Raw genomic sequence first — 13108 nt, 5'->3', positions numbered from 1 at the left:
AACAACGAAGAGGAGGTATCAACTATGCTTATCAAACAGTTATCCGTATTTCTGGAAGACCGGTCGGGACGGCTTACCGATCTTACCCAGATATTGGCGGAACACGAGATCAATATCGCTGCCCTGAGTCTCGCCGAGACGGCCGATTACGGCATCGTGAGAATGGTGGTGGGAAAACCCGATATTGCAGAGAAGTTCCTTCGTGAAGCAGGCTTCTCGGTGCGACTTACCGATGTGGTCTGCGTCAATATGCCCGACCGGCCGGGGGCTTTGCATGAGGTGCTTAAGATATTGGCAGACAACGCGATCAATGTGGATTACATGTACGCCTTTTCAAACAAGGAGGTGGCATTGGCGGTCATCCGGGCCGCAGATATCGGTCAAGTGGTCGATGTGCTGGAAAAGAACGAGATGGAGTTGCTGCGCCAGAGCGACATCTATCAGGTATAATATTATGAAGAGAAGAGAACTATGACACGGTTTGCAACGGGAGTATCCGCATTGCGTTCGTCGGAGATCAGGGACTTGATGAGTCTTGCCGCTTCTCCCGATATCATCTCCTTTTCCGGGGGGATGCCCGGAAATGAACTCTTTCCGTTAGAGATGATCGATCAGATCTATCAATCCCTCTCAGAAAAAGAGAAACAGGTAGCCATGCAGTATGGGCCTACCAATGGACAGCCGGCACTGCTGGAATCGCTTGCGCACTATCTTGAAAAGAAGGGGCTGCCGGTCGGGAAGAACCGGCTGTTGATCACAACGGGATCGCTGCAGGCCATAAATATCCTGGCCAAAGCTTTTGTCGATCCGGGTGATCCGGTGCTGGTAGAGTCGCCTTCGTTTATCGGCGCATTGTCCGCTTTCCGGTCCTACGAGGCCAATCTGACCGCCATCCCGCTCAGGAGCGACGGATTGGATATTGCTGCACTGAAAACCGCTCTGGATAGCGGTGGACCCAAACCTAAATTCCTCTATTTTGCGCCCAATTTTCACAATCCGGCCGGCATAATCTATACCGAAGCCGTGAAGCGGCAGATGATCGAACTGCTTTCAGGCCTTGACATCCCGCTTATCGAGGATGATGTTTACAGCGACCTCTACTTCCATGAGGATGATCTTCCGAAGATGAGGACCATAAAAGCGATCGATCCCGAGGGGATAGATGTCTGCCTGACCGGGTCATTCTCGAAAATCCTGGGTCCCGGCTTGCGCTTGGGCTGGATGCTTGTACCGGAGCATATCTACGGGAAGTGCGAACTGATCAAGCAGTCGATGGATGCCTGTTCACCCAGTTTCTCACAGGTGATAGCCGATAAGTTTATCCGTAGCGGTGCCATCTACACCTATACCGGGCAGGTGAGACTGGAGTATAAAAAACGAGGGCTTGCCATGATTGAAGCCCTCGAAAAGCATTTACCCGGTTATGTGTCGTTCGAGAAACCGCGTGGGGGGTTCTATATCTGGCTTCACCTGCCCGAAGGAGCCGACAGCACGCTGATCTTGAAAAAAGCGATCGAAAGGGGGGTGGTATTTGTTACCGGAAAGACATTCGATCCAGCAGGGGTGAAGAACAACTGCATACGGGTGTCGTACTGCAATACCGCTCCGGATGTAATCCGGAGAGGAATTCCCCTGGTTGCCGAAGCGATCCGCGAGATTTGCGGATAGCTTTTACGGGATTGGCTCCTCATCGATGGCGAAATCGATGGGGAGCAGACACTTCACATTTACCTTTTCACCCTTGTTCTCTCCCGGAATCCACTTGGACATCAGGCTGAGCACCCGGACCGCCTCGTTGTCGAGCTGGGGATGCAATCCCTGGACTACCTCGATATTGAAGATTGAACCGTCGGCTGCAACAATGAAGGAGCAGAGGATCCTGCCTTCGATTCCCTGTTGACGAGCCTCCTTGGGATAACGGAGCTGATGGGCGATAAATCCTGCCAGCTCTTTCTCCCCGTACGGATATTCCGGCATCTTCTCGACGATGGAGTAGACCTCGGAGTTGGCAATATCGGGATTGGTCTTGCCAATGGTGTTTGTAGACCTTGTTGTCGTGTTGCGGGCCACTGCGTTCGCATTCTTGTTCAACCGGAAATACATCGGCACGTAGCTCTTGGAGCGTACATACTGATCCTTGTACTTGGCCGGACGCCAGGGCGGCATCGCCTGCAGGATGCGGAGGGCCTCCTTGTTGAGGGAGGAGTCGGCACGGTGGATCAGATCGAAGTTGGTCAGTGTGCCATCTTTTTCAACAATAAAGGTGTAGACAACCAACCCCTGTGCGTTTCGTTCAACGGCATCGGCAGGATAACGGAGCGTCTGGGAGATGAACTTGTGCATTTCGCCAGATCCTCCGGCAAAGAGGGCGGGAATGTCGGGGTTTTCGATGACTCTCCCCTCGTCGGCTGGAGGTGGTTGAAGCTGTCCACTGCTGGACGCAAAAAGTGAAACCGTTACCAGAGATAAAGCCGATAACGACAATAGTAATCTTTTAGCATTCATTTTTTAAAGTTCAGACCTTTTTTGTTTTGAGAACAAAGATAGTAAAAAAACTCTACGTTTTTTTTTCTGCGGTTTGCGTTTAATAAATAAATTCATAGATTTGTACAAGAACATAGCGGTATGAATTTAGCATCTTCTCCATCCATCATAAAGGCGCATGACATCAGTCGCTTCCAGTTTCGCGACACCCCCTTCGTGAAGCTGATGAATAAACGTATCTATAACGTGTTGATCATTGCCTCGCAATACGACATGTTTATCCTCGAAGATGACGGACGGGTAGACGAACAGATCTTCAACGAGTATACCTCGCTCAACCTCCGCTATCCGCCCCGCTTCACGCAGGTAAGCAATGCCGCAAAAGCGATGGAGGAGCTCCGTTCCAATCGTTACGAGCTGATCATCTGCATGCCGAACATGGATAATCATGAGATTTTCTCCCAAGTGAAGGTGATCAAGAACAAGTTTCCCTATATCCCGATCGTGCTGCTTACCCCCTTTTCGAAATCGGTGACCCGGGTACTTGAGCGGGAAGATCTTTCGGGGATTGACTACGTCTTCAGCTGGTTGGGAAATGCCGATCTGCTGCTGGCCATCATCAAGCTGATCGAGGACAGCATGAACGTTGAGCACGATGTGAAGACGGTAGGGGTGCAGACCATCATGCTGGTGGAGGATTCCGTCCGCTTCTACTCTTCCGCACTCCCCTTGCTCTACAAATATGTACTCAATGAGTCGAAGGAGTTCTCAAAGGAGGCGCTTAACGATCACCTCCGCATGATGCGTATGCGCGGACGTCCAAAGATCTTGCTGGCCCGCAATTACGAGGAGGCGGTAGACCTCTACAGGAAGTATGGCGACAATATGCTGGGGGTGATTTCAGATATCAGCTTCAACCGTGAAGGGAAAAAGGACAAGTTGGCGGGGAGGTTGTTGGGTGAATGGATCCGCAAGCAGGACAAGTATATCCCGATCATTTACACCTCCTCCGAATCTGAAAACAGGAAGTATGCCGATGAGGTGGAGGCCAGGTTTATCGACAAGAACTCAAAGACCTTTCCCCAGGACTTTCATAGGGCAGTGAAGGACAATCTCGGTTTTGGCGACTTTATCATCATTGCTCCCAAGTCGCAGGAGGAGATCTTCCGGATCAGGACCCTGAAGGAGTTGCAACTCAATATCCGCCAGATTCCCGACGATTCGTTGTATTACCACCTCTCGAGAAACCACTTCTCACGTTTCTTCTATACACGTGCCATGTTCCCGGTTGCAGAGATGCTGAAGAAGATCGATGTCTCCGCCTATGCCAGGATGGAAGATGCAAGGGAACTGATCTATCAGGCAATCGTGGAGTACCGGCGGATGAAAAATACCGGTGTGGTGGCGGTATTCGAAAAGGACCGGTTCGACAAGTACTCCAACTTTGCCCGTATCGGTGATGGCTCACTGGGGGGAAAAGGGCGTGGATTGGCGTTTATCGGGCATATTGTGAAGACCCACCTGGAGTTGAACTGTTACGAGAATTTCCCGGTGACCACACCCAAGACGGTGGTGCTCTGTACCGATATCTTTGACGAGTTCATGGAGGCTAACAGGTTGTATGAGATAGCCCTTTCCAACTGTTCCGACGAAGAGATCCTCCGGCATTTCCTTTCGGCCAAACTGCCCAGGCGTCTGGTCAGCGATTTCCTGGTCTTCTTCGACGCAATCTCGACACCCATTGCCATCCGCTCGTCGAGCATGCTTGAAGATTCGCAATATCAGCCATTTGCGGGAATATATTCAACCTACATGATCCCCTACGTGACCGATAAATATGAGATGGTCCGGCTTCTGAGCAATGCCGTCAAGGCGGTTTATGCCTCGGTCTTCTACAAGGACAGCAAGGCCTACATGACAGCTACCCAGAACCTGATCGACCAGGAGAAGATGGCGATTGTACTGCAGGAGGTGGTGGGGAGCCAGTATGGCAATCTCTTCTATCCGGCAATCTCGGGAGTTGCCCGCTCCATCAACTACTATCCCATTGGCAATGAAAAGAGTGAGGATGGCATCGTAAACATGGCCATGGGATTGGGCAAATATATCATGGATGGGTTTCAGGGTCTCCGGTTTTCACCGCTGCACCCCAGGAACATATTGCAACTGAGCTCTCTCGATACCGCATTGAGGGAGACCCAGACGCAGTTTTACGCGCTCGACCTGGAGTCGATGACGAAGGAGTTTACCATCGACGATAGCTTCAACCTGAAAAAGATCAGGATCCAGCAGGCAGGCGATAACAGTCCGCTCCGCTATGTCTGTTCAACATACGATCCGAACGACCAGATTATCCGCGACGGATATTACGAAGGAGGCAGAAAGATCATTTCGTTTGCCAACATGTTGAAGCATGACACGCTACCCCTTTCTGAAACCCTCGACAAGATGTTGAAGGTGGGGCAGCAGGAGATGGGACGGCCGGTGGAGATAGAGTTTGCAGTAAACATAAAGAGTCAGCAGGAGGCCGATTTCTTTGTGTTGCAGATCCGTCCGATCGTCGACAGCAAGGAAGTGGTCAATGAGAATCTGGAGGATATCGGGGTGGAGGAGACGATTCTCTATTCTCGAAATGCGCTCGGGAACGGAATATCCACCGATGTATACGACCTGGTATATGTGAAGACGAAACAGTTTTCAGCCGCCAACAATCCGGCAATTGCCAGGGAGATTGAGAAGGTCAATCTCCGGTTCAGCGAGAGCGATCAGAATTATGTACTGGTGGGACCTGGGCGATGGGGATCTTCCGATCCCTGGCTGGGGATTCCGGTAAAATGGGCACACATCAGCCAGGCGCGGGTCATTGCGGAACTGGGGCTGGAAAACTACCGGATTGAACCGAGTCAGGGTACCCACTTCTTTCAGAACCTCACATCGTTCGGGGTAGGCTATTTCACAATCAACTCCCTCTCCAGTGGGGATGGTTTCTTTGATGAAGCGTATCTAGAAGCTCAACCGGCCGTCCATGAGACCGATTTTATCAGGCATGTCCGCTTCGGGCAGCCGATAGCGATAAAGATCAACGGAAGGAAGAAAATTGGAGTGGTACAGAAACCGCTTTAACAAAATATAACATGGTCGGGTGCTCATTTTCTCCTGTTTCTGCATCTAACCAGTAAAAACCGAAAAGAGCCCGTATGAAAAAAATATTACCTGTTGTTGCGGCAGTGGTCTTTTTCCTCCCGTTGCAAGCGCAAACCCAATCAGCTATGGATTACGACCAGGCCTGGAAAAATGTAGCCCGACTGGAGGAGAGATCCCTTCCGCGATCGGCATCCGAGCAGGTGGAACTTATCCTGCGTAAGGCTGTTGTCGAGAAGAACACTCCCCAGATCATCAAGGCAATCATCCATCAGGGCAAATATGATCTGGTATTGGATAGTGAAGCGGATACGCTGATCTTCCGGAACCTGAAGCAGATGCTGGAGAGTTCGGAGGACCCCGTGGAGAGATCGGTGTTGCACTCCATGTTGGGTGAACTCTATCTCCAGTATTATGATAAAGAGCGGTGGAGTATCGACCGTCGGACGGCCATCAGCGGCTATCTTCCGGAAGATATGAAGGAGTGGTCTAAAAACAACCTCTTCGACAAGGCGGTGGAGCATCTCAACGCCTCCATCGATCAGCAGAAGAAGCTTGAAGAGACCGAGGTGAAAAGTTATGAGCCTCTTGTTGTACTCGGCAAGGATTCCCGCCGTTTCTATCCCTCCATGTATGACTTTCTCGCACTCCGTGCCATCGAGTTTCTTGCCAGGATAAACGACGATTCCGATCTGAGCCGATCATTGTCGCGGAAAGGTATTACGCAGCAGGAACTCTTTCTGCCGGCAGAAGAGTTTGTGAAATTGAAATTCGACCCGAAACCCGGAGAGTATGACTTGTGGGCGTTGGAGTGCTATAAAAAACTGCTTCTTTCACTATCCGGGAGGGGGCTCGACAAAGCGGTGGCGCTTACGGACCTGAGTAGGTGCGACTACCTTGCCCAACTCCATGACGCATACCGACAGTATGCACTTCCCCTGTTGCAGTCGCTGCAGCAAAGATGGGAAGAGGATCCGGTCAGCGTGGAGATTATCGACAAGATCGCAGATCTCTACCTGTCGCAAATCGGAGAGCTCCCTCAGGAGGATACTGTCAAAAGGGCGGATAAGACTAGGGAGCTCTACCGGTTACTGCAGAGGGGGGTTCAGCAGTTTCCCGGGTACGGGCGGACAGCTCTGCTGGAAAACCGGCTGTTGCAACTTACGCAGCCGCGCTTCGAGGTGGAGGGCAAGAGTACCTTCGGGGTGAAATCGGAGAAAAGCTTCACACTCAAGTATCAAAACCTGAAGGGGATTACCGCCAGGCTCTACCGGCTTGAATCTCCACTATCGGCCGTTTACAGCGACCGTGGTGTAAGGCGGAGCGACGAGATGAAGAGCCTGGTGAGTGAATTGGAGATACCTCTTCACTCCGGGGAGCCGTATGAAACCTTTACTACCCGATTCGAACCTGATCTGGTCCGACCAGGTGCCTACAAGCTCGAATTTGAGTCGAACCCCGCTGCGGCGGACGAAGAAAGCAGCATCTACTTCTCGGTATCCGATCTGGCTCTCTTCAGCCGTTTGTCGGCCAGGAACAGTTACGAGTTTTTTGTGGTAAACCGGGTGAGTGGCCAGCCGGTAAGGCATGCACAGGTGAAAATCTACCGTTTTTCAGGGAGCTGGCCCAATTCAACAGTTACGCTCGATTCGACGCTATCTGTAAACGAGCTCGGAATGGCCGCCTACTCCAACACTGCTCCATCCAATGAACTTTATTGTCAGGCGGTGACGGGAGCAGATAGCGGTTCCCCGTTACAGCCACTACCCTGGGGCTATTTTCCACAAGTCGATAATGAAATGGTGCAACCGGCGGAGACGGTAAATATATTTACAGATAGGGGGCTCTATCGTCCCGGTCAGACCGTCTTTTTCAAGGTGGTGGCCGTTGCCACGGCCGACGGCAAGCCAAAGGTTTCGGAAAACCGCTCCCTTGAACTGATGCTGCGCGATGCCAACGGGCGGGAGATCTCCCGGCAGGTGGTCACCACCAACGCCTTCGGATCCGCGTCGGGCGAATTTGTGCTACCTGAGGGGTTGCTGACCGGTTACTTTACTATTGCTACCCAGAATGGGAGTGTAGGGTTCAGGGTTGAGGAGTACAAGCGCCCTTCGTTCGAGATCACTTTCGACAAGATCGGGGGGAGTTACAGCTTCGGTGATGAGATTACCCTGACCGGGAGAGCCGAGAACTTTTCAGGCGTGAAACTGCAGCACCTTCCGGTAAACTACCGCATAACCCGCCGGCATCATATGTGGTGGTGGAGAGGCGGTACGGCTGAACATTTCACTGAAGGGATTTCGAAGACGGATGAAAACGGCAGATTTACAATTGCCTTTACTCCGCAAAAAGCCGATGAGGCGGCATCAATGCGAGCTATCTACACGTTCGACATTGAGGCTGTGATTACCGACGCAAACGGTGAGACGGTGGTCGGTAATCATGTTGTGACGGTGGGGGATATTTCGATGATACTCACTGTTGAAATGCCAGAAAAACTCGAGAAATCCTCTGCAGGAAAAATCATCATCTCGGCCAGGAATCTCGACGGGGAGGATATGAAAGCGACGGGGAGCTACCAGCTCTTCTCATTGCTTGAAAACGACTCCATCCAGAGGCAGCTATTGCAGGGTAGCTTCGAGACCGGAGAACAGGAGGAGCTGCGAAGAAGAGTGAGGAGATTACCGTCGGGCAAATACCGCATCAGCCTGCTCTCGAAAGATGATCGTGGAAACGAGATTACTGCCAGTCAAGACTTTATTCTGTTCAGCTATGCCGATAAGCGTCCGCCTGTAAAGAGCAACGACTGGTTTATCGTGAAGGATGAACAGTTCGCTCCCGGGAGGAACGCAGAGATCATCCTCGGGGCGACGGGCAAACTTAACGTGCTCTATGAACTTTGGCAGAACGGGAAGCTGCTGGAACGGAAATGGGTGGTGGTGAACAACGAAAACCGCTTGTTCTCCATACCCTACAAAGCCAGTTATGGTGAGGGAGTGGAGTTGATGCTGACCTACGTGAAGGAGGAGCAGTTTTATAACCATTCGGCACGGCTGCTTCCGGTAGATGAAAAAAAGGGACTGGAGGTGAAGCTGGATGTTTTCCGCGACAAGATCCGTCCCGGTGGCGTTGAGGAGTGGCGGTTGACGGTGAGGAATGCCGAAGGGGGGGCTGCCGATGCGGAGGTGTTGGCATCGCTCTACGATTTCTCGCTCGACCGGATCGCTCCATCTCCCCGATGGATATTGAATCTGTCGCGCCTCCATACTGCAAGAGCTGCAATTCCACTGCAACGCGACAGGTCGTTCGACCTGCGGGGGATTCAGGGTTATGCTCTTCTTCCCTTCAGGGATGTGGATCCGCTTGCTTTCGACCGGCTGAACTGGTTCGACTTTTCGCTGGGGAGTTCGGGCAGGATGATGGTCAGGGGGATGTCGAAAATGGGAAATGTACAGATGGAGGCCTATGGTGTCGTGGTGGCAGAGAGTGATGTCAGTGGGGAGGATGGCGCCGGAGAGGCACCGGCTCCGGTCCAGATCCGTCGCAATTTCAACGAAACGGCATTCTTCTTCCCGCAACTGAGGACAAATGAGAGGGGCGAGACACAACTCTCGTTCACCGTCCCGGAAAGCAATACCCGCTGGCGCTTCCGGGTGCTGGCGCACGACCGCAAGTTGAACAGCGGTGAGGTCGAAGCGGTTGTCGTGTCGCAGAAGGAGTTGATGGTGACGCCCAATATGCCGAGATTCCTCCGCCATGGAGATGTGGTGACTATCCCGGCAAAGATCAGCAATCTCTCCGATACCACGATCAGCGGAACAGCCCGCATCATCCTGTTCGACCCGCTTACGGATGAACCGTTGCCGTCGGGTGCATCGCAGCAACAACCCTTCTCGGTAGCTCCCGACGCCTCTGTCGATGCGTCATGGACCTTCGAGGTACCCGACAGGATCGATCTTGTCGGCGTCAGGATCATCGCCCAGAGCGAATCGTTCAGCGACGGGGAGCAAAATCTGCTGGCGGTGTTGCCCAACCGGATGCTTGTTACCGAAAGCATGCCGATGGATGTGAACGGAAACCAGTCCGCCATTTTCACGATGGAGAAGATGGTAAACAGGAGTTCGCCAACTGTTGAGGATTACCGGTTGATGTTGGAGTTTGCATCCAATCCAGCCTGGTATGCCGTACAGGCCCTGCCCGTTCTGGGTACACCCGACAGCGACAATGCTGTTTCATGGTTTGCAGCCTGTTATGCCAATCTGCTCGGGCAGCATATCTCGAAAACCTACCCGAAAGTGTCGGCCATGATCGATGCCTGGAAAAAGGGGGGAGGTGACACCGGAACGTTGTTGTCGAATCTTGAAAAGAACCCGGAACTGAAGGGGATGTTGCTGGAAGAGACCCCCTGGGTGGTTGAGGCGAAAAGTGAATCTGAACAGAGACAGCGACTGGCACTGCTGTTCGATATCAACCGGAGCCATAACCTGACACGGCAAGCCGTGGAGAAGCTCGGCGAGCTGCAAACTTCGTCAGGAGGCTGGAGCTGGTTCAAGGGGTTTAATCCGAGCCGGAGCATCACGCAATATATCCTGTTTGGATTTAGTCGCCTGGATGCATTGAATGTGGAAGGGCAGGATGATGATCTCCGGATGATGCAGGCAAAGGCGATTGCATATATCGACGGTGAGGCACTCCGGATGTTTGAACAGCTGAAGAGGGGGAACAGCGACTGGCGGAAGATCAGGACCATTCCTGTGGCCGATCTGGAATATCTCTATGTCCGTTCGGCCTATGGTGAGTATCCGCTCGACCCCGCCACCCGTGAGATGGTAGATTTTTACATGTCGGTGATCGAGAAGAACTGGACCCTGGCCGGTCTCTATGAGCGTTCGTTGATTGTTCCCCTGATGGATAATGTGGGAAGAGACGATATTGTGGCGGATATCCTGAAATCGTACCGCGAACACGCCACCATTTCCGGGGAGTCGGGCATGTTCTGGGCCAACAACCGCGCCCATCTCTTCATGTCGCAATCGGCCGTATCGGTACACACCTTCATTATGGATGCGTTCCGTATCGGTGGATCAACCCAGCACGAGATGGAGAGTATGAAAAGATGGCTGCTGAAGCAGAAGCAGACGCAACTGTGGGAGTCTACCCATGCCACGATGGATGCCGTTTATGCCCTGTTAAGTACGGGGAGCGACTGGTTCTCGGGTGAGAACCGCACAACGGTAACGGTGGGGGGAAATGTGTTGAAACCAAGTCGACAGGAGGAGGGAACAGGCTATTTCAAGGAGATGTGGCATAACCCCGAGATTACCCCGCAGATGGGAAGCGTTAAAGTTGAAAATTGGGGTAATGCTCCGGCGTGGGGCGCCCTCTACTGGCAGTACTATGAAGATCTGGACAAGATAACGAAAACCGGCGGTCCGCTCAATGTGGAGAAAATGTTGTTTGTGGAAGAGACCGACGCTACGGGCAGAAAACTGCTGCCTGTCGGTCCGTCCCGTCAGCTGAAGGTGGGCGACAAGGTGGTCGTGCGTCTGACCGTCCGTACCGATCGCGACATGGAGTTTGTACATCTGAAGGATCTCTATTCCGCAGCTTTTGAGCCTCAGGAACAGTTGTCGGGTATGAGGTGGAACGGGGGGATCGCCTGTTACCAGGCTCCGAAGGATGCTTCGGTTAATCTCTATTTCGACCTGCTGCCCAGGGGAACCTACCTCTTCGAATATGCACTCTTTGTTACCCGGAGTGGGGATTACTCCAACGGGATTACCACCCTCCAGTGCATCTATGCACCCGAGTTCAGGTCGCACACTGCAGCCACAAGGGTGACTGTCCGGTGATGGGGAATAGAAATAATTATCGTTAAATGGCGGGCCCTTTTAAACGAATTGGTTATTTTTGTGTCAGAAAGTTTTGATGATTCATCAGAAACAAGACAGAAATATGAAAAGAACAAGTTTTCTCCTTTTTTTCGCTTTCGTGTTGAGCAGTATGGCCTTCTCGCAATCTGCTCCTGATATGCAATTCAAGAAGACCGTCCACGACTTCGGGACGATCAAGGAAGAGATAGGGGCCGTATCCACGCAGTTCGAGTTTACCAACACCGGAAAAAGTCCCCTGATCATTCAGCGTGTTTCCGCATCGTGTGGCTGCACCACCCCGAGTTATACGAAAGAACCGATACTCCCCGGAAAGAGCGGCAAGATTGATGCCACCTATTCAACCACCTCGCGTCCGGGCACCTTTAATAAGACCATAACTGTTTATACCAACGTCCCCGACACCGTATATGTCCTGTCGATAAAAGGGAATGTAACTCCAAGAAAGCAGTGACGGCAAGTGATATGCATCATCCGGAAAACGATCCCTCCTACCTGGGTTTGACGGTCAACAAAGGGGTGGCTCAACCCCCCAGTATCAATCCTTATCTCAATCTCCGCAGGAAGCGGCAACGGAAAGAGTATTCGGTTCAGGAATTTGTAGAGGGGATACTCTCGGGCAATATTGCCCTGCTCAGTCAGGCGGTAACCCTGGTGGAGAGTTCGCTGCCGGAGCATCAGGAGATGGCCCAGGCCATCATCGAGCAGGCTCTTCCCTATTCAGGAAACTCTATCCGCGTTGGAATCACGGGTGTTCCGGGTGCAGGCAAGAGCACCTCCATTGATGCTTTTGGCATGCACCTGATCGGGAAGGGACATAAACTGGCCGTTCTGGCAATTGACCCGTCGAGTGAACGGACCAAGGGTAGCATCCTCGGTGACAAGACCCGGATGGAGAAGTTGTCGGTTGAGAAGAATGCATTTATCAGACCTTCACCCTCGGCAGGCTCGTTGGGGGGTGTAGCCCGTAAAACACGCGAGACCATTGTGTTGTGTGAGGCTGCAGGGTTCGACTATATTTTTGTGGAAACTGTCGGGGTAGGTCAGTCTGAAACGGCTGTCCACTCGATGGTCGATTTCTTCCTCCTGATCCAGCTTGCCGGAACTGGCGATGAGCTGCAGGGGATCAAACGGGGTATCATGGAGATGGCCGACGGTATTGTAATCAACAAGGCCGATGGCGACAACCTGGAAAAGGCCAGGATGGCGCAGACGCAACTCCGCAATGCTCTGCATCTCTTTCCGCTTCCCGAGTCGGGTTGGTCGCCCGAGGTGTTGACTTACTCGGGCTATTACGCGCTGGGTATTGATCAGGTATGGGATATGATCCACCGTTATGTCTCATTTGTGAAGGAGAATGGCTATTTCGACATCCGTCGCAACAAGCAGTCGAAATTCTGGATGTACGAGACGATCAACGAGCGTTTGCGGAACGACTTCTACAAGAATGCCGAAATTGAGAAACTGATGCCGCAGTTGGAAGAGGATGTGCTATCGGCACGAAAGAGCTCCTTCATGGCGGCGAAAGAGGCGTTGGAGAGGTACTACTCGACCAGATGAACCGGTCTCTTTGGGAGTGGCTTTTTATAAGC

At 52.3% G+C, this 13108-nt stretch carries 7 protein-coding genes; 6 read left to right on the top strand and 1 reads right to left on the bottom strand.

Features of this window, described 5'->3' with window-relative positions; all coding sequences use genetic code 11:
• Window positions 1–24: 24 nt before the first annotated feature.
• Complete coding sequence (locus ING2E5A_RS12935) at window positions 25–450, top strand: ACT domain-containing protein (RefSeq protein WP_071137762.1); 426 nt, start codon at window positions 25–27, stop codon at window positions 448–450.
• A 21-nt stretch (window positions 451–471) separates the two neighbouring features.
• Window positions 472–1668, top strand: a complete 1197-nt coding sequence (locus ING2E5A_RS12930; protein WP_071137761.1) for an aminotransferase-like domain-containing protein — start codon at window positions 472–474, stop codon at window positions 1666–1668.
• A gap of 3 nt (window positions 1669–1671) precedes the next feature.
• Here the strand turns inward: ING2E5A_RS12930 and ING2E5A_RS12925 are convergent, their stop codons facing one another.
• Entirely contained in the window at window positions 1672–2505 is an 834-nt protein-coding gene (locus ING2E5A_RS12925; RefSeq protein ID WP_071137760.1) for an energy transducer TonB, read from the bottom strand.
• A 120-nt stretch (window positions 2506–2625) separates the two neighbouring features.
• Here ING2E5A_RS12925 and ING2E5A_RS12920 point away from each other — a divergent pair, with 120 nt between their 5' ends.
• The 4 genes from ING2E5A_RS12920 (at window position 2626) to meaB (ending at window position 13076) form a co-directional block, all read left to right on the top strand.
• Window positions 2626–5607: a PEP/pyruvate-binding domain-containing protein gene (locus ING2E5A_RS12920; RefSeq protein WP_071137759.1), complete on the top strand. Its 2982-nt coding sequence runs from the start codon at window positions 2626–2628 to the stop codon at window positions 5605–5607.
• A 74-nt stretch (window positions 5608–5681) separates the two neighbouring features.
• Window positions 5682–11477 (top strand): alpha-2-macroglobulin family protein, encoded by a 5796-nt coding sequence (locus tag ING2E5A_RS12915; protein WP_071137758.1) that lies wholly within the window; start codon window positions 5682–5684, stop codon window positions 11475–11477.
• A 103-nt stretch (window positions 11478–11580) separates the two neighbouring features.
• A complete protein-coding gene (locus ING2E5A_RS12910) occupies window positions 11581–11970 on the top strand; it encodes a DUF1573 domain-containing protein (protein WP_071138368.1) in 390 nt (129 codons plus the stop codon).
• Window positions 11971–11981: 11 nt separating this feature from the next.
• A complete protein-coding gene (gene meaB, locus ING2E5A_RS12905; protein WP_071138367.1) occupies window positions 11982–13076 on the top strand; it encodes a methylmalonyl Co-A mutase-associated GTPase MeaB in 1095 nt (364 codons plus the stop codon).
• Window positions 13077–13108: the final 32 nt, after the last annotated feature.

Source organism: Petrimonas mucosa, from assembly GCF_900095795.1.
Lineage (GTDB): Bacteria > Bacteroidota > Bacteroidia > Bacteroidales > Dysgonomonadaceae > Petrimonas > Petrimonas mucosa.
The sequence above is the reverse complement of the archived record's forward strand: the minus strand, read 5'-3'. Positions and strand labels throughout refer to the sequence as shown.

Excerpts from the sequence above, each read along its gene's own strand:
- ING2E5A_RS12935 (WP_071137762.1), top strand. The coding sequence starts at position 25 with ATGCTTATCAAACAGTTATCCGTATTTCTGGAAGACCGGTCGGGACGG.
- ING2E5A_RS12930 (WP_071137761.1), top strand. The coding sequence starts at position 472 with ATGACACGGTTTGCAACGGGAGTATCCGCATTGCGTTCGTCGGAGATC.
- ING2E5A_RS12925 (WP_071137760.1), bottom strand. The coding sequence starts at position 2,505 with ATGAATGCTAAAAGATTACTATTGTCGTTATCGGCTTTATCTCTGGTA.
- ING2E5A_RS12920 (WP_071137759.1), top strand. The coding sequence starts at position 2,626 with ATGAATTTAGCATCTTCTCCATCCATCATAAAGGCGCATGACATCAGT.
- ING2E5A_RS12915 (WP_071137758.1), top strand. The coding sequence starts at position 5,682 with ATGAAAAAAATATTACCTGTTGTTGCGGCAGTGGTCTTTTTCCTCCCG.
- ING2E5A_RS12910 (WP_071138368.1), top strand. The coding sequence starts at position 11,581 with ATGAAAAGAACAAGTTTTCTCCTTTTTTTCGCTTTCGTGTTGAGCAGT.
- meaB (WP_071138367.1), top strand. The coding sequence starts at position 11,982 with ATGCATCATCCGGAAAACGATCCCTCCTACCTGGGTTTGACGGTCAAC.